Origin of the sequence: Microvirga sp. ACRRW, from assembly GCF_022346925.1 — a bacterium.
Classification (GTDB): Bacteria; Pseudomonadota; Alphaproteobacteria; order Rhizobiales; family Beijerinckiaceae; genus Microvirga.
In genome coordinates this window covers 255,802-272,242 of sequence record NZ_JAKRNJ010000001.1, presented here as the reverse complement: position 1 = coordinate 272,242, position 16,441 = coordinate 255,802, and the positions used below count along the sequence as shown (strand labels likewise).

General features: G+C 61.0%; 16 protein-coding genes. 2 read left to right on the top strand and 14 right to left on the bottom strand.

Annotated elements, in window-relative coordinates; all coding sequences use genetic code 11:
• Positions 1 to 17: 17 nt before the first annotated feature.
• Together MHY87_RS01395 and MHY87_RS01390 are read left to right on the top strand one after the other, a co-directional pair.
• Positions 18 to 1,526 carry an ATP-binding protein gene (locus MHY87_RS01395; protein ID WP_239349717.1) on the top strand — a complete coding sequence of 503 codons (1,509 nt, stop codon included), beginning with the start codon at positions 18 to 20 and terminating at the stop codon, positions 1,524 to 1,526.
• A gap of 76 nt (positions 1,527 to 1,602) precedes the next feature.
• On the top strand, positions 1,603 to 2,181 hold the full coding sequence (locus MHY87_RS01390; RefSeq protein WP_239348647.1) for a transcriptional regulator: 579 nt from the start codon (positions 1,603 to 1,605) through the stop codon (positions 2,179 to 2,181).
• 21 nt (positions 2,182 to 2,202) lie between these two features.
• On the opposite strand, the gene MHY87_RS01385 is transcribed toward MHY87_RS01390, so the two are convergent.
• From MHY87_RS01385 to hemN, 14 genes are all read right to left on the bottom strand, one after another.
• Positions 2,203 to 2,868, bottom strand: a complete 666-nt coding sequence (locus MHY87_RS01385; protein ID WP_239348645.1) for a helix-turn-helix domain-containing protein — start codon at positions 2,866 to 2,868, stop codon at positions 2,203 to 2,205.
• A gap of 112 nt (positions 2,869 to 2,980) precedes the next feature.
• On the bottom strand, positions 2,981 to 3,358 hold the full coding sequence (locus MHY87_RS01380) for a response regulator transcription factor (RefSeq protein WP_239348643.1): 378 nt from the start codon (positions 3,356 to 3,358) through the stop codon (positions 2,981 to 2,983).
• 121 nt (positions 3,359 to 3,479) lie between these two features.
• Positions 3,480 to 4,106 (bottom strand): response regulator FixJ, encoded by a 627-nt coding sequence (fixJ, locus tag MHY87_RS01375; protein WP_239348641.1) that lies wholly within the window; start codon positions 4,104 to 4,106, stop codon positions 3,480 to 3,482.
• Positions 4,096 to 5,637, bottom strand: coding sequence for a PAS domain S-box protein (locus tag MHY87_RS01370; protein ID WP_255726143.1), 1,542 nt, complete (start codon positions 5,635 to 5,637; stop codon positions 4,096 to 4,098). Before MHY87_RS01370 ends, fixJ begins: the two co-directional genes overlap by 11 nt.
• Positions 5,638 to 5,777: 140 nt before the next feature.
• Entirely contained in the window at positions 5,778 to 6,893 is a 1,116-nt protein-coding gene (locus MHY87_RS01365; RefSeq protein ID WP_239348639.1) for an MFS transporter, read from the bottom strand.
• A complete protein-coding gene (ccoS, locus tag MHY87_RS01360; RefSeq protein ID WP_239348637.1) occupies positions 6,890 to 7,036 on the bottom strand; it encodes a cbb3-type cytochrome oxidase assembly protein CcoS in 147 nt (48 codons plus the stop codon). Before ccoS ends, MHY87_RS01365 begins: the two co-directional genes overlap by 4 nt.
• 3 nt (positions 7,037 to 7,039) lie before the next feature.
• Positions 7,040 to 9,289: a heavy metal translocating P-type ATPase gene (locus MHY87_RS01355; RefSeq protein ID WP_239348635.1), complete on the bottom strand. Its 2,250-nt coding sequence runs from the start codon at positions 9,287 to 9,289 to the stop codon at positions 7,040 to 7,042.
• A gap of 17 nt (positions 9,290 to 9,306) precedes the next feature.
• Positions 9,307 to 9,801, bottom strand: a complete 495-nt coding sequence (locus MHY87_RS01350; RefSeq protein WP_239348633.1) for a FixH family protein — start codon at positions 9,799 to 9,801, stop codon at positions 9,307 to 9,309.
• Between the two features lie 13 nt (positions 9,802 to 9,814).
• The gene (ccoG, locus tag MHY87_RS01345) at positions 9,815 to 11,275 is read right to left on the bottom strand and encodes a cytochrome c oxidase accessory protein CcoG (RefSeq protein ID WP_239348631.1); all 1,461 of its coding nucleotides are present in this window, start codon (positions 11,273 to 11,275) and stop codon (positions 9,815 to 9,817) included.
• Between the two features lie 132 nt (positions 11,276 to 11,407).
• Positions 11,408 to 12,292 carry a cytochrome-c oxidase, cbb3-type subunit III gene (gene ccoP / locus MHY87_RS01340; RefSeq protein WP_239348629.1) on the bottom strand — a complete coding sequence of 295 codons (885 nt, stop codon included), beginning with the start codon at positions 12,290 to 12,292 and terminating at the stop codon, positions 11,408 to 11,410.
• Positions 12,293 to 12,296: 4 nt separating this feature from the next.
• Positions 12,297 to 12,452, bottom strand: a complete 156-nt coding sequence (locus MHY87_RS01335; protein ID WP_239348627.1) for a cbb3-type cytochrome c oxidase subunit 3 — start codon at positions 12,450 to 12,452, stop codon at positions 12,297 to 12,299.
• 10 nt (positions 12,453 to 12,462) lie between these two features.
• Complete coding sequence (ccoO, locus tag MHY87_RS01330) at positions 12,463 to 13,197, bottom strand: cytochrome-c oxidase, cbb3-type subunit II (RefSeq protein WP_239348625.1); 735 nt, start codon at positions 13,195 to 13,197, stop codon at positions 12,463 to 12,465.
• 11 nt (positions 13,198 to 13,208) lie between these two features.
• Positions 13,209 to 14,873, bottom strand: a complete 1,665-nt coding sequence (ccoN, locus tag MHY87_RS01325; protein WP_239348623.1) for a cytochrome-c oxidase, cbb3-type subunit I — start codon at positions 14,871 to 14,873, stop codon at positions 13,209 to 13,211.
• Positions 14,874 to 15,006: 133 nt separating this feature from the next.
• A complete protein-coding gene (gene hemN / locus MHY87_RS01320; protein ID WP_239348621.1) occupies positions 15,007 to 16,344 on the bottom strand; it encodes an oxygen-independent coproporphyrinogen III oxidase in 1,338 nt (445 codons plus the stop codon).
• Positions 16,345 to 16,441 lie beyond the last annotated feature (97 nt).

The window sequence follows — 16,441 nt, the reverse complement described above, 5'->3', positions numbered from 1 at the left end:
CCATCGTTCTGGAATCCTTGCCGATTGCTCTCTACACCGCATCAGTGAGAGAGGATCATCGGCAACTGCATTTTACCAATGAGGGCATTGAGCGTATCACTGGTTTTTCGCCCAACGCCTTCTTGGAATCGCCTGACTTCTGGTCGTCGCGCCTGCATCGCGATGATCGGGACAGGGTGCTGGCCCAGCTTCACGAATTGACGGACCAGGGGACTGTCACGCTTGAGTATCGCTGGACCTGTGCCGACGGGTCTGAACGGTTCTTCCTGGACCAGACGATGCTGATGCGTGATGATGAGGGGCGTCCGCGCGAGTTTTTCGGCATGTGGTTCGACATCACCGAGCGCAAGCAGATGGAGCAGAATCTGCTTCATGCCAGCAAGCTTGAAGCGGTTGGCCGTCTAACAGGCGGTATCGCCCATGACTTCAACAACATGCTCAGTGTCGTTATCGGAAACCTCGATCTACTGCAGCGAGCCATCAAAGGCAATGCAAAGGCGGAGCCGCGGGTCAGGATGGCGATGGAGGGTGCGCAACGCTGCGCGGATCTCACGCATCGGCTTCTTGCTTTCTCCCGCCGGCAGCCCTTGCAGGTTTCCATTATCGATGCCGGCGGCTTGATATCAGGTCTGTTAGAACTGATGCGGCGCACCCTGGGCGAGAACATCAATATCAGCCTGAATCTTGAGGAAGGGATCTATCCTATCGAGGTTGATCGCGCTCAACTCGAAGCCGCGTTGCTGAATCTTGCCGTAAATGCCCGCGATGCGATGCCGGACGGCGGCGATCTGTCGATTTCAATCAGTTTTCAGGCATTGGATGAGAGCAAAGTCGAGACCCCTGGGGAGTTCATCGCGATATCGGTCCGCGATACAGGCATCGGCATGTCGCCGGAAGTGCTTCAGCGTGTGTTTGAGCCGTTCTTCACGACGAAGGAGAGCGGAAAGGGGACGGGCCTCGGGCTGAGCATGGTCTATGGCTTCGTTCAGCAATCCCATGGCCATGTGGAGATCGACAGTGCTCCCAATGAAGGAACCACCATTCGCATTTACCTGCCGCGCGCCTATGGCGCGACTGAGAGCCTGAACGACAAGCAGACGCGCGATGCCGCGCCGTTCGGGGCTGGGCAGACCGTTCTTGTCGTTGAAGATAATCCTGCTGTCCGTCAGGTCGCAATCTCTACGCTGAATTCTCTCGGGTTCGATGTCATCGAGGCCGAAAACGGGGATGAAGCAGCCGATATTTTGAAATCAAACGAGCGTGTACGTCTGGTTCTCTCGGATGTTCGCATGCCTGGTGGATTGAGCGGGGTTGATCTCGCGCGGATTATCAAAGCCGAGAAGCCAGAAGTTCATGTCATCCTGACGACGGGTTACGTGGACGATGAAGAAACAATCGAGGATGTAGAGATCCTCTACAAGCCCTATCGCGCGACAGATCTTGCCGAGAAAATCCAGGCTCTTCTGGATAAGCCGCAGCCGGTTGCACGGAATGTCGTTCCCTTGCTGGCTGCGGTTGCCCGCTAGAGTTGCGAGATGCCGCAGTGCTCGTGCGATCAGCCCAGCCAATGCCTGGTTTGTGAAGCGGGTTGAGGAACCGGTCATGGCTGAGCATTCGGACATCGTCTTCCTCGATTTCGAAGCCTCTTCCCTGAACAAGAACAGTTATCCTATTGAGGTTGGTTGGGTGTTCGCGTCCGGAGGCGAAGAGAGCTACCTGATCAAGCCCGCCCTTTTATGGACGGACTGGTCCTCGGAAGCCGAGGCTACGCATCGCGTCACGCGCGAACGTCTGGTTGCGGAAGGCAGGCCGCATGACGAGGTCGCAAAGCGCATGCTGGATGTGCTGTCAGGCCATGCTCTCTTCGCGACGGCGCCCTCGTGGGACGGTCAATGGCTCAGTAAGTTATTGCGGAGTGCTGGTCTTCCCCGTCATGCTTTACGTCTGCAGGATACGGATGTTGCGCATGAGAATGCGATTACGCGGATCCTGCAGGAGGCCGGTGTTGCGGATGATGAAATTGCGGTCCATGTAAAGGACATTCTCGCTCAGGCACGGCTTAAGGATGAGGCCGACGGCGCCCCTGCTCATCGCGCCCTTGCGGATGCGAAGCGGGAGCTGCGCGTATGGCGCGATGTGCAGAGCCGTGCCGAAAACCTTGTCAGAAAGCGCCCGCTATAGGGCTGAGATTTCTGCCGTTGTTCATGCCTCAAGCTGCTCAAGCGCTGCTTTGTTGCACAGAACAATGGAGCGGCGATGAGCCGGAAGCTCGATGACGCCCTGGCGCTCCAGCTGGGTGAGAGAGCGCGAGACGGTTTCAATAGTAAGGCCCAGATGATCCGCCATGTCGGTGCGCGACATGGGGAGATCAACATGGCCATCTTCCGCCAGGCGCTCGGCCATCACGAGCAGAAATGTTGCGATCTTTTCCAGAGCATGCTTGCGCCCGAGCAAAAGCATATGGTTCTGCGCACGCTCGAGCGAGCGCATCATGGACTCAATCACCTGATTAGCGAAGCCCTGATCGCGTGTAGCCAGGGCTTCCAAGCTGCAACGGCGATAGGCAATGATGGTGACATCACCGAGGGCTTCGGCGCTGAAGCGATGCTCATCGCCAGATTCCATTCCGAAGATGTCACCCGGAAGGTGAAAGGCGTCGATCTGGCGGCGCCCGTCGCTCAATAGCTTGAAGGTACGCACCGCACCTGAGACCACTTTGTAGAAATAAGCGGCGCGATCCCCCTCGGCGAAGATCTCTTCATCCTTTGTGGCCGTGCGGGCGGTGCCGAGCTCCGGCACTGCACGTGTCCGCAGCAGCGCAGCATTCGGGGCGATCTGGTTGTTCAGGGTAGCGTGCGCGATCTGCATCGGGGTTCTCGGTGTCGGTTCAAGTCTGATGTGAACCCAGGATTAAACCGATGCAGTGAAGGGAAAAATTCAGATGCTCTCCCTAAGGGATTTCCCGTATGGGCAGGAGGGCTTAGGCAGGAATGCTTAGGGCGCCACGAATGCTGTCGAGCAGCGTGCTGTCTTCTAGTGGCTTTTCAATGACTTGGCTGAAGCCTGAGGACGTTGCGCGCTTGCGCATATCGTCGGTTGCGCGAGCCGTAATCAGGATCGCGGGGAGCTTGATGAGGCGCCGGCGCAGCTTGTCCATGAGCTCGACGCCGTTCATGGCCGGCATGTAATAGTCGACAACCAGGCAGCCGCTTGTGGGCAGATCCGGCTCCGCAAGAAGCTCGTCGCCGCTCTCATAGAGGCGTACGTCCATTCCCTCGAGTTCGAGGGCGAACTTCAATGACTGGCGAACGGCATCATCATCATCGACGACGATGACCGGCCCTGGTGGCATGGACATGATAAGTCCCAATGGGTCCCTGGCTTTAGGATCTCACCCAATCTAATTCAAAGGCGAGGCCAAGGGCTTGATATGGGTCAATGTCCGTTTGCCCGAAAGCTCAGGATTATTCCCTAAGGGTTCAGTCGCGGCCTTCGGGTCGGGCGCCGACGAGGAGGGCCATACGGACGAGTTCCGAGAGGCTCGAAGCCTGCATTTTCGACATTACGTTCGCCCGGTAGATTTCGACGGTGCGGGGACTGATGCCGAGATCATAGGCGATTACCTTATTGGCCTTGCCGGCGACTAGGCCTTCCAGAACCTGGCTCTCACGCTCCGACAGGGCCTGAACCCGCGCACGCACTTCGGCTGTCTGGGCATCCTGGTGGGCATGCTTTTCCTGGCGTTTCAGGGCAGCGCGAACGGCAGCCAGAAAGAGATCGTCGTCGAATGGCTTTTCAATGAAGTCGATGGCGCCTTCCTTCATCGCCTCCACGGCAAGCGGCACATCCGCGTGGCCGGTCATGACGATGACCGGCAATGTGAACCCTCGACTTTTCAGGCGTTTGAGAAACTCGATTCCGTCGATGCCAGGCATACGCACATCCGTGACGATGCAGCCGCCGGTCGCCACCTCCACGTGGTCGAGAAACGCGGATGCCGATTCATGGATGCGCACCGGCAAGCCGTCCGATGCGAGCAGGAAAGACAGGGATTGGCGCACGGCCAGGTCATCATCTACCACATGCACGATCGCTTCACTCGGCATTCGCTAATTCCTCCTGACTGACGGTACGCAGCGTGAACCTGAACGTGGTGCCATTGCCGACGTCAGACTCAATCCAGATCTTTCCGCCGTGGGATTCGACGATGGTTCGGCAGATCGAAAGGCCTACGCCCATGCCGTGTTTCTTCGTCGTGACGAAAGGCTGGAACAGACGCTCCAGAATCTCCGGTTCGATACCGGTTCCAGTATCGCAAACGCTGATCTCCACCAACCCTTCCTGGGGTAAGGCGTGGGAGGCGATCACCAGCTCCCGCTGAGGCATATCCTGCATGGCCTCGATGGCGTTGCGGATAAGGTTGAGGAGAACCTGCTGGATCTGAATGCGATCCGCCAGGACAAGCGGAGCGTTGGGATCAAGGCGATAGGAGACGCGCACGCCGATTTCCCGGGCCCCGACCAGGGCGAGAGCGCTCGCCTCCTGAATCAGCTTGGGCAGATTTTCGATATGCCTCTCGCTCTCTCCACGTGCCACGAACTCGCGCAGGTGGCGGATGACCTGACCGGCACGCAGAGCCTGCTCGGCAGCCTGGTTCACAGCCCCTTCCAGCATAGCCACGTCCTGGCCTTCCATGCGCTGAAGAATGCGACGGCAACCTTTCAGATAGTTTGCGATGGCTGTAAGCGGCTGGTTGATCTCATGGGCCAGTGTCGAGGCCATCTCGCCGAGCGCGGTAAAGCGCGACATGTGCACGAGTTCCGACTGCAACTCCTGCAGGCGTGCCTCCGTTTTTTGCCGTTCGGTGAGATCGCGGATGAAGCCTGTGAAGTAGCGCTGCCCACCCGAGCGCATCTCGCCCACGGCGAGCTCGATAGGGAAGGTGGAACCGTCCTTACTTTGCCCCACCACAACACGGCCGATGCCGATGATGCGCCTCTCGCCCGTCGTAAGATAGCGATGCATGTAGCCGTCATGTTGCCCGCGATAGGGATCGGGCATGAGAATCTTGATGTTCTCGCCGATGATCTCTTGATCCTTGTATCCGAACAGGCGTTCGGCGGCGGCGCTGAAGAACTGAATGCGCGCCTGCTCGTCGATGACGATCATGGCGTCCGGCACCGTTTCCAGAATCGAACGCAGATGCGCCTCTCTGGTCCTCAATGCTTCCTCGGCGGCAACGCGTTCGCTGATGTCGCGGGTCACCTTGGCATAGCCGAGAAGCTGACCGGTCTCGTTCTTCAGGGGTGTCAAACTGACATGGGCAATGAAGCGCGATCCGTCCTTGCGCAAGCGGACGCCCTGTTCTTCGTAGCGTCCTGTATCGCGGGCAACCTCGAGCTCGTGCGCAGCCTTCCCGGAAGCGAGGTCTTCGGGAATGTGGAAAATCGAGAAATGGCGGCTGCGGATCTCATCCTTGTTCCACCCGCTGATATGCTCGGCCCCCGTGTTCCAGCTGACAATCCGGCCTTCGGTGTCGAGCATGCAGATCGCATAATCCGTCACCGCATCAACGAGGAGCTGAAAACTGATATCCTGTCGCAGCGGGGTGCTGGGAGCGGAAGTCGAGGCTGTCAAAACAAACTCCAGTCCAGGAAGGATCTCCGGTCATCGACCGGAACCGGTCTCGGGAGAACGGCCACCATTCCTATGACGTTCCTAGCACAGGCATAAGGGGCTTTGATACAGGTGTCTTGGCCCCCGCAGCAGAGCTGCATTCACTGCATGATCCCTGCTGCCAGAGCCCCAAGAAGGGCGGAGCCGAGGAGTATTCCGTCGTGAAGGCCGAGAAGCCAGCGGGACGGCTCGCCCTTCTCATGAACCCAAAGGGTGGTTCCCATCGTGACTAGCGACCAGCCTATGCCGAGAAGGGCGGTCGAGAGGGTAAAAGCGGCGATGCTTGTGGCCGCAAGAAAGGCCAGCGCCGCTGTCATAAGGAGAGCGCAGCCTCCAAAAGCAATCCAAGTCGGGCGAAATGGTTGAGGAAGACCGGCAAGGACCAGCGACGGCGCATACATGGCAATCACATGCCAGGCAATGGTTCCTGAGACGGCCTCGCCAAGGCCGCAGCCGACCATCGCAATAGGCGTTGCGCCCATGAGAGCCGTCATGGAGAACCAGCCCAAAGCGCCGATGAGGCTGGGCCAGAGAATGCGACGCCATTCCATTAGGGGCTTCGCCTCATCGGGCTTCCGGCGCATGCGTTGATAGGGCAAAGCCGCCGTGGCAAGGAGCGATCCGACATGCGCGAGTGCCGCCGCCGCCGCCATGCCGACCAGGGTGTGAGGAACAGCAAGGCCCTCGGCCATGTTCGCCACGGTCGGAGCCAGGAGGCCTGCGAGGGTGGCGGCGCCAAAAACCACAAGGATGGAGCCTTTTCCCTTAGCTCCTAGAGGGGCTGCCGCATGGCGGTAGAACAGGCTGAAGCCGCTGGCGATGCCGAGCCAGAAAGCGCCCAGAACAAGGCCTGTGAACTGCCATTGCAACAGGGCCCAGGCCGTCATCAGGCCACCGGCAACGCCCAGGCTCGCGCCGAGCGAGAAGGCGGCCCGGCGCCCGAAGGCATCGAGCAACAGGGAGGCCGGCAGGCTGGCGAGCGCCGCTCCGGCATAGAAGGCGGCATAGGGCAGGGTGGCCCAGGTTCCGCTCGGAGCGAGGGACAAGCCCGCGAGAGGGAGAATGGTGAGGGTGAGAACCTGCGAGAGCACGGACAGGGCGAACGCGACGGCGAGCAGCGCGGTGCCGCCACGATCCGGTAGATCTCCGGCAGATTCTATCGGTTCGCAGAGACAGTCGAGCCGTCCTGCCCGTGGCATGGTGGAAGAGGCATTCATTTGAGGTCGTCGTCTCTCAGAACGCGCAGGGCTGCACCCTCCACATCGTCATACTGACCGTTCTTCAGCGACCACAGGAAGGCGGCAAGACCGGTGAGACCCAGGAGCAGGGCAACCGGCACGAGGTAGATCAGGACTTCCATGAATCAGACTCCCTGCATAACTGGAACAGCCGGTGTTGCATGGTCGGTCGAAGAAGCCTCGGACAAGGTCTTCGTCTTCGTGCTCCGTGCACGAAGCGCGTTCAACGTCACCAGGCTCGACGATCCGGACATGGCAAGCGCTGCAACCAGGGGCGTGACATAGCCGAGGAAGGCGAGCGGAACCGCGATCAGGTTGTAGACCAGCGCGATCATCAGGTTCTGCCGCATCAGCGCGCGGGCGCGCCGCGCAATGGCGAGGGCATCGAGAACGGGCGAGAGCTTGTCGCCAAGGAAGACCGCGTCGGCCTGTGCCTGCGTGATGTCGGCGGCCGTGATCGGCGAGATGGACACATCGGCCGTCGCAAGGGCCGGCGCATCGTTGAGACCGTCGCCGACCATGAGCACCTTCCGGCCTTCGGCCTTGAGCGCCTCGATGGCGGCGATCTTCTCGGCGGGCTTCGCGCCGCCGCGCCATTCGCGGATGCCGAGGCTTGCGGCAATCGGAGAAACGGCTTCAGAGCGGTCGCCCGACAGGATGCGGCAGTCGATGCCGAGATCCCGCAGCGCTTTGACGGTCGTCGCAGCATCGGGGCGCAAGGCTTGGCGCACGAGCAGAACGGCGCGCTCATGGCCGCGCGCGAAGGCGATCACGGAGACGCTTGCGTCGTTGCCGACAGCGTCAGTCGCGAGATCGGCCGCGCCACAGAAACTCGGGCTGCCCAGGCGCATCTCCACGCCATGCACGACGGCCTTGACGCCCTGACCCACTTCTTCCGTAGCTTCCTCGTAAGGACGGTGCTCCTTTGCTTCCTGCGCGACAGCGCTTGCAAGCGGATGATGGCTCGAGAGAGCCAGTCGTGCTGCAGCCTCAAGCAGATCCGGGCGGACAGCCTCCGCATTGGCGACACGCATTTCAGGAAGGGTCAGCGTGCCGGTCTTGTCGAACACGATGGTGTCCACGGAGGCCAAGCGCTCCAGCGCGTCGCCGGAATTGAGGAAGACATTGGAGCGGAAGAGCGCACCCGACGCCACGACCTGAACGACGGGAACGGCCAGCGCCAGGGCGCAGGGGCAGGTGATGATGAGAACCGCGACCGCCGTGATGATGGCATCATGCACCGAGGAACCCATAACGACCCAGAGGATCGCGGTCAGAGCTGCGGTGAGATGCACGACAGGAGCATAAGCCCGGGCCACTTTATCAGCGAGCTGCACATAACGGGATTTAGCGGCAGCTGCATTCTCGAGAAGCCGCTCCACCTCGTCGAGCAGCGTGCCTTTGCCCGCAGCCGTCACCTGGAGAGTGAGCGTGCCTTCATAGTTCATGCTGCCGGCATAGACGGCATCGCCTGCAAGCGCGGAGCGTCGCACGGTTTCGCCGGTGACGAGACTCTCGTCGAGTTCGGAATGGCCCGCGATCACGACGCCATCGACGGCGATGCGCTCGCCAGGGCGCACGAGAACTCGGTCGCCGGGATTGAGGGCCGCTGTCGGAACAAGAATCGTCTCGCCGCTATCGTCGATGCGGTGCGCGACCTCGGCCTTGAGGGCTGCAAGATTGCCCGCCACGGCGCGGGTGCGGCGGCGCATGGCCTGATCGAGGTAACGGCCACAGAGCAGGAAGAAGAGAAGCATCACGACGGAGTCGAAATAGGTATTCTCCGCATGATTGATGGTTTCCACCACCGACATGATCAGGGCCAGCATGATGCCGATGGAGATCGGCACGTCCATGTTGGTGCGCTTGGCTTTAAGGGCGCTGATGGCGCTGCGGAAGAAAGGTTGTCCCGCATAGGCCACGGCGGGAAGGGCGATGAAGGCGGCAAGCCAATGGAAGAAGTCGCGCGTCTCGGGCGTGATGTCCGTCACGTTGCCCGACCAGACGGAGACCGCGAGCAGCATGATGTTCATGGAGGCGAAGCCTGCCACCGCGAGGCATCTCAACAGCCATTGGGAGCGGCGCGTCTCTTCCTCCTCGACGAGGCGCGATTGATAGGGATGGGCGCGATAGCCTAAGCCCCGCAGTTCATCGACAATGGCCGAAGGCACGATGGCGCCGTCCTGCCATTGCACGGACAGGCGGTGGGTTGTGTAGTTGAGGCGGGCGTCGACTATGCCGGGCAAGCGGCACAATCCGCCCTCGATCTCGTCGATGCAGGCAGCGCAATCGATGCCCTCGATGGCAAGGTCGAGATGCGCCGTTCCATCGTCCTGACGCTTGACGAAGATCGAGAGATCGAGGGCCTCTGACATGATCTGATCTCTCTCCTCTAGAGCGCGATGCGGCTCTTGGAGCGGAAAACGACATCGTCTCCGCGCTTCAGGTCGATCACGAGATCCCAGCGGCCTTCGGGTAACGGGGTAAGGCTGCGGAACTGACCGGTGGAGGTCTCCACGAAATCGACCGTGACGTCGTTACGCTTATCCGTGGGGTGACCGAGCCTGACCTGCGCCGTCAGGCCGGAGACGGCCAGAGCCTTGGCGTCGCGAGCCGTGATGAGGATGCTGCTGCTCTCGCCGCGCTGAACATTCGCTTCTACGGACCAGTGAAGGGCATCCTGCGCATGGGCTGCCGCCACATCGTTCTTGAACGTCAGCCCTGCCTTGTAGGAGCTTTCCGTCTCGACGCCGCTGAAGCTCGAGACGGCAAAGCGGATCATCACGAAATTCATGGCGAAGATGACGCCGAAGAAAGAGATGAAATAGATGAGGACAGTCCGTCCTGTAATGACGCGGGGAGGGCGTCCGGCAGTTGTCGTGGACATGGGCATGATCCTCCTAAGGCGCCTTGAAGTAGTCGCTCATCCGCGTAGCATCGCCGTTGGCGATGTCGGTGAGCGTGAAGTGAATGTCGGTCGATGCGGGAACATTGGCTCCATGGGAGCTCACGAGCACGCGCGCTTCCAGGGTCTGGTCGGGGCCGACCTTGACGACGGCCCGGCCTTGCTGGTCGATTTCCCCGCCCACGATGTCGAGCTTCGCGCCGGAAAGCCCGTCCACGGTGAGGACATAGCTGCGCTCGTCCAGGTTCTTGTTGGCCACACGGATGGTAAACCCGTTGCGGATCGAGCCGTCGGAGAGACGAACGAAAAGCGGGTTCCGGTCGTGCATGACGCTCAGGTAGATCGTCTGACGCATGGCGAGTGAGCCGATCATGACCGCGCCGACGATGGCAATGATACCGGCGTAGAAGATGGTGCGCGGACGCACGATCTTGCGCACTTCGGGACGGCCCTCCATGCGGGCCTTCACGTTCATGTCGGTGTCGTAGGCGATCAGGTTCAGAGGGCGATCGATCTTCTCCATCACCACATTGCATGCGTCGATGCACAGGCCGCACTGGATGCAGTCGAGCTGCAGGCCTTTGCGGATATCGACGCCCGTCGGGCAGACATTGACGCATTGGTTGCAGTCGATGCAGTCGCCCGCAGGCAAACCTTGAAGCTTCAAGGTCTCGTTCTTCTTCATCGAGCCGCGCGGCTCGCCGCGGTCATAGCGATAAGTGACGTTGAGAGCGTATTCGTCGGTCAGCGCGGCCTGAATGCGCGGCCAGGGGCACATGTAGGTGCAGACCTGCTCGCGCATGAAGCCTGCGAGCGTGTAGGTGGTGAAGGTGAGAATGCCGATCCAGATATAGGCGAGCATCGGCGCCTGGAACGTGGCGAGCTCATAGACGAGTGTCGGCGCGTCGGCGAAGTAGAGAACCCAAGCACCGCCGGTCCACCAGGCGATCATCAGCCAGATGAAATGCTTCAGGCTTTTCTGAGCGGCGACCTTGAAGGTGAGCTTCTCCTTGTCGTGGCGCATGCGCTCACGGCGGTCGCCTTCGATCCAACGCTCGACGGCGTAGAAGAGGTCGGTCCAGACCGTCTGCGGGCAGAGATAGCCGCACCAGACGCGGCCTGCGACCGCGTTCATGAGGAAAAGCGCGAGAGCGGCCAGCACCAGGAGGCCGGTGAAGTAATAGACCTCCTGCGGCCAGATCTCGATGAAGAAGAAGTAGAAGCGGCCGTTCGCGAGGTCGACCAGGATTGCCTGGTCGGGAGCGTTGGGGCCACGGTCCCAGCGGATGAAGGGCAGGAGATAGTAGATGCCGAGGGTGACGGCCAGCACGACCCATTTGATCGTGCGGAGGCGGCCTTTCACGGCCTGCGGATAGATCTGCTTGCGAGGGGCATAGAGCGGGGCGTCTTCGGCCTCTGCCGTCGCAAGGGAGGGGGAAACTGGAGCGTCAGCCATCGAATCCGTCGCAGGTTCTCGGTCAAGAGAGACCTGGATAGAATACGGACCGAGGCGATGCCTTGATTTGGGTCAAGCAAGCGGCCGGAGGAGGTCCTCCAGCCGCCAGTAGAAATACGTATGGGCTGCAGCTTAGCGGTTCTGGTCACCGCCCAGGGAATGGACGTAGAGCGTCAGCGCCTTGATGGTCGTGTCGTCGAGACGTCCATGCCAGGCGGGCATCACGCCGCCACGGCCATTGTTGAGGCCCTCGATGATGGCTGCCTTGTCGGAACCGAACAGCCAGATTTTATCCGACAGGTTCGGCGCGCCCAGCTCCTGCATGCCCTGGCCCTTGTCACCGTGGCAGGCCGCGCAGTTGTCGGCGAAGACCTTGGCGCCGGCTGCGAGGTCGATACCTTTCTCCGTGGACAGGCCCGACAGGGAGCGCACGTAATCCGCCACCTGCGAGACCTCTTCGCGCTTGAGCATTCCGTCGCGTCCGAAGGCAGGCATGCTGCCGGAATGACCCTGGTCGCTGGTGGAGCGGGCACCGAACTGGATTGTCTTATGGACCTGCTCCAGCGAGCCGCCCCACAGCCAATCGTCGTCGTTCAGGTTCGGATAGCCCTTGGCGCCACCGCCGCCCGCACCGTGGCAGGGGGCGCAGTTGTCGCCGAAGGAAGCCTTGCCCTGAGCGCGGGCGAAGGCGAACATCTCGGGATCCTGCTTGATCTCTTCGAGAGAGCTTGCAGCGAGTTTCGCCGTCATGCCCGAGCGCTGATCCTTCAGGGCCGTGAGCTCGACCTCCACCGCTTCGCGGGAGTGCCAGCCGAAAGCGCCTTTGGTGTAGGACGATACCAGCGGCCAGGCCGGATAGGCGATGCAATAGGCAATCGCCCACACGATGCAGAGATAGAAGGTCCACAGCCACCAGCGCGGCAGCGGATTGTTGAGCTCTTCGATGTCGTCCCAGCTATGGCCGGTCGTGGCCACGCCGGTGACGGCATCGACCTTTTCATGCTTGTCGTGGGCCATAGAATCAATCCTCCTGGAGAGGCATGCGGGCGGCTGCGTCGAAGCGCTCCTTCCGCGAGGGTGCGAGGGCATAGATCAGAACAATCAGGAAGACGCCTACGAAGTAGAGCAACCCCCAGGTCTGAGCGAATTCAGCGAAGAATTTGTATGCGGCTGGCATGTCCATGTCCTCAGCGCACGTTGGCTTTGTTGTCGTAGAGCTTGAAGTCCACCTGCGTGCCGAGCATTTGCAGATAGGCGATCAATGCATCCGCTTCGGTGACCTTCTGCGGATTGCCGTCGAAGCTGCGCGACTGGGCGTTCGGGTAGCGCTTGGCGAGATCGACAGCGTTCGGATCGTCGGCATTGGCCTGGATGCGAACATCGCTTATCGCGAATTTCAGCATGTCCTCGGTGTAAGGAACGCCGAGCATCGCCTGGATCTTCATGTCCTCGGAGACGGAGGACATGTCGAGTTCGTTCTTTTCGAGCCAAGGATAGCTCGGCATGATCGAGCCGGGCACGACGGCGCGGGGATCGTTCAGGTGATCGCGGTGCCAATCGTCGGAATACTTGTTGCCGACGCGGGCAAGGTCCGGGCCTGTGCGCTTGGAACCCCACTGGAACGGACGGTCATACATGCTCTCGGCTGCGAGAGAGTAGTGACCGTAACGCTCCACCTCGTCGCGCAGCGGGCGGATCATCTGGCTGTGGCAGTTGTAGCAGCCTTCACGCACATAGATGTTGCGGCCTGCGAGCTCGAGGGGCGTGTAGGGACGTATCCCTTCCGCCTTCTCGATCGTGCTCTTCAGATAGAAGAGAGGCACGATCTCCACGAGGCCGCCGATCGCAATCACGAACAGCACGCCGATGACGAGGATGATCGAGTTGGTCTCGAAGATCTTATGACGGGACCAGAAAGACATGATCGGTTCCTTTACTCCGCTGCGACAAGGGCGGGTTGTGCCGGATGGACTTCTTCCACGGCAGCCTCGGCGCTGATGATCGTCTTCCAGACGTTCCACGCCATGATCAGGCTGCCGGCCACGAAGAATGCGCCGCCGAGTGCACGGATGATGTAGAAGGGATGCATCGCTTCCACAGTCTCGATGAACGAGTACTCAAGGAAGCCGAGGCTGGTATAGGCGCGCCACATGAGGCCCTGCAGGATGCCCGCGACCCACATCGAGGAGATGTACAAGACGATGCCGAGGGTCGAGATCCAGAAGTGCCAGGAGACGGCCTTCATCGAGTACAGCTCTTTCTTGTTCCACAGCCACGGAACGAGGCAGTAGATGCAGCCGAAGGAGATGTAGGCGACCCAGCCGAGCGCGCCGGCGTGAACGTGGCCGATGGTCCAGTCCGTGTAGTGCGAGAGGGAGTTCACGGCCTTCACGGACATCAGCGGGCCCTCAAAAGTGGCCATGCCGTAGAAGGCGACGGACACGACCATGAGGCGCAGGATCGGATCGGTGCGGAGCTTGTCCCATGCGCCCGAGAGCGTCATGAGGCCGTTGATCATGCCGCCCCAGGAGGGCATCCACAGCATCACCGAGAACACCATGCCGAGAGTCTGCGCCCAATCGGGAAGCGCGGTGTAATGCAGGTGGTGGGGACCTGCCCAGATATACATGAAGATCAGGGACCAGAAGTGGATGATGGAGAGGCGGTAGGAATAGACCGGCCGCTCGGCCCGCTTCGGGATGAAGTAGTACATGATGGCGAGGAAGCCGGCGGTGAGGAAGAAGCCGACCGCGTTATGGCCGTACCACCACTGCACCAGCGCATCCTGCACGCCAGACCACACGATGTAGCTCTTCGGCGAGAAGATCGAGACGGGAACCGTCGCGTTGTTGCCCAGATGCAGGACGGCGATGGTCAGGATGAAGGCGAGATAGAACCAGTTCGCTACGTAGATGTGGGATTCCTTGCGGCGCATGACGGTGCCGAGGAACACGAGGAAATACGTAACCCACACGATGGTGAGGAAGAGGTCAGCATACCATTCCGGCTCGGCGTATTCCTTGCCCTGCGTGATGCCGAGCAGATAGCCCGTGCCCGCGATCACGATGAAGAAGTTGTAGCCGAGAACCACGAACCAGGGAGAGATGTCGCCGACCATGCGCGCGCGGCAGGTGCGCTGCACGACGTAGAAGGAACTGGCGATCAGCACGTTGCCGCCGAAGGCGAAGATCACCGCGGAGGTGTGCAGCGGCCGCATGCGCCCGAAGGACAGCCAGGAGGTGTCGAAGTTGAGCGCCGGAAACGCCAGCTGAAGCGCGATGAGGAGACCGATGGTGAAGCCCGCGATGCCCCAGACGACGGAGGCGATGGTGGCGAATTTGACCGGACCCATGTTGTAGTTGGGCTTGCCGTTGATCGTCAGCGGCGGCAGAGCGGCCGGCCGCTCGAAGTAGCGGTTGACGATGACGAACACGGACGCGACGCTCGCGGCCGCGAAGAGATAAGCGTGGAACGCGTATTCGGGCGTATAGGCCTTCGCCGCGATGATGATGCTCAGGAAGCCCAAGGCGGCGAAAGCAAGGGCGGAGCCCCCTTCGCCGAAGGTCATTCCTTTGGAAGTTGTTGCCGTTTGAGCCATAGGTCTCGACCGTTCTTGATGTGGCGAGGCCCAGAGCTTCGCCATCAGTTTCCTCATTAGGCGGGAGGTGGGGAAGGGACATTGATGCAAATCAAACGGTGCCTTTCGACCCGTTGATGCCCTTCAAAAGGGTTCAGACAGCGCGCGAATGCCGCGCGACCCCGCTTTCCAGATAGCGGTCGAACGCCGCGCAGACGTTCCGGACCAGGAGGCGGCTGTCCTCGGGGATTTCGATGGACAAGCCCTCGCGCTTCACCAATCCGTCGCGGGCGAGTTCATCGATGGCCGTGATCTCCGCGCTGAAGTCGGATTGATCGGGGGCAATCCCGCCGAGATCGACCGCGAAGTCGCACATGAGCCGCTCAATGATGTTCCGGCGCAGACGGTCGTCATCGGTCAGGGCAACCCCACGCACGGTGGGCAGGCGGCCGTTCGTGATCGCCTCGCGATAGGCAACGGTGCTTGGAGCGTTCTGGATATAGCCCTGCGGCAGGGAGCCGATGGCCGAGGTGCCGAAGCCGATGAGGGCCGTGGCCTCGTCGGTGGTGTAGCCCTGAAAATTCCGGTGCAGGCGCCCCTCGCGCTGGCGAGCGACCATGGGATCGCTAGGCTTGGCGAAATGGTCGATGCCGATCTGGACATAGCCCGCCTCTAGCAGGGCCGCCGCCGCCGCTGTGTTCTGCTCGACGCGCTGGACGGCATCGGGCATGGCCTCTTCCGGCAGCAGCGCCTGATGACGCTTCATCCACGGCACATGGGCGTAGCCGAAGAGGGCGATGCGGTCGGGGTCGAGCCGAAGGGCCTGCTCGATGGTACGCAGAACGCTCTCGGTGGTCTGGTAGGGAAGGCCGTACATGAGATCGAGGTTCAGGCCCGTCACGCCGGCATGACGCAGCCAGCCGGCAACCTTGGCCGTCTGCTCGAAGGACTGGACCCGGTTGATGGTCTCCTGAACCTTGGGGTCAAAATCCTGCACGCCCAGGCTCGCCCGGTTGAGGCCGGAAGCGGCGAGCGCGTCCACGTGCTCGAGAGTGAGAGTGCGCGGATCGATCTCCACGGCGATCTCGGCGGTCGAGCGGATGCCGAAGGAGCGCTCCAGAAGGCTCATGATGCGCCTGAGATCGTCTCCGGACAGGATCGTCGGCGTGCCGCCGCCCCAATGGATATGCGTGACGCCCATGCGGCCCGGCAGATGCTGGGCCACGAGTTCGATTTCCCGCTCCAGAAGCTCCACATAGGAAGCGACCGGGCTGTAGGTGCGGGCCACCGTGGTGTGGCAGCCGCAATAGAGGCAAAGCTCTGCGCAGAAAGGCACGTGCAGGTAGAGCGAGAGCGCCGTCTGGGGCGAAAGCTCAGAGAGCCATTGCGCATAGGTTGCATGGTCCACATCCGGCTTGAAATGCGGAGCGGTGGGATAGCTCGTGTAGCGCGGCACGCGCTGGTCATAGCGGGCAATGAGTTCTGGCGTCATGCCAGTCCTTTGCTCCGGTTCCGTTCAATCAGCCTTGATTTAGGTCAAGTCTCCTAAGGCGATCCTCGGCACCAATCGGAGGAGCCTGGGTTGAAGG

Excerpts from the sequence above, each read along its gene's own strand:
- ccoP (WP_239348629.1), bottom strand. The coding sequence starts at position 12,292 with ATGGCCCACGACAAGCATGAAAAGGTCGATGCCGTCACCGGCGTGGCC.
- MHY87_RS01365 (WP_239348639.1), bottom strand. The coding sequence starts at position 6,893 with ATGAATGCCTCTTCCACCATGCCACGGGCAGGACGGCTCGACTGTCTC.
- MHY87_RS01350 (WP_239348633.1), bottom strand. The coding sequence starts at position 9,801 with ATGTCCACGACAACTGCCGGACGCCCTCCCCGCGTCATTACAGGACGG.
- MHY87_RS01390 (WP_239348647.1), top strand. The coding sequence starts at position 1,603 with ATGGCTGAGCATTCGGACATCGTCTTCCTCGATTTCGAAGCCTCTTCC.
- ccoN (WP_239348623.1), bottom strand. The coding sequence starts at position 14,873 with ATGGCTCAAACGGCAACAACTTCCAAAGGAATGACCTTCGGCGAAGGG.
- ccoO (WP_239348625.1), bottom strand. The coding sequence starts at position 13,197 with ATGTCTTTCTGGTCCCGTCATAAGATCTTCGAGACCAACTCGATCATC.
- fixJ (WP_239348641.1), bottom strand. The coding sequence starts at position 4,106 with ATGCCGAGTGAAGCGATCGTGCATGTGGTAGATGATGACCTGGCCGTG.
- MHY87_RS01355 (WP_239348635.1), bottom strand. The coding sequence starts at position 9,289 with ATGTCAGAGGCCCTCGATCTCTCGATCTTCGTCAAGCGTCAGGACGAT.
- MHY87_RS01335 (WP_239348627.1), bottom strand. The coding sequence starts at position 12,452 with ATGCCAGCCGCATACAAATTCTTCGCTGAATTCGCTCAGACCTGGGGG.
- MHY87_RS01385 (WP_239348645.1), bottom strand. The coding sequence starts at position 2,868 with ATGCAGATCGCGCACGCTACCCTGAACAACCAGATCGCCCCGAATGCT.
- hemN (WP_239348621.1), bottom strand. The coding sequence starts at position 16,344 with ATGACGCCAGAACTCATTGCCCGCTATGACCAGCGCGTGCCGCGCTAC.
- ccoG (WP_239348631.1), bottom strand. The coding sequence starts at position 11,275 with ATGGCTGACGCTCCAGTTTCCCCCTCCCTTGCGACGGCAGAGGCCGAA.
- MHY87_RS01380 (WP_239348643.1), bottom strand. The coding sequence starts at position 3,358 with ATGTCCATGCCACCAGGGCCGGTCATCGTCGTCGATGATGATGATGCC.
- ccoS (WP_239348637.1), bottom strand. The coding sequence starts at position 7,036 with ATGGAAGTCCTGATCTACCTCGTGCCGGTTGCCCTGCTCCTGGGTCTC.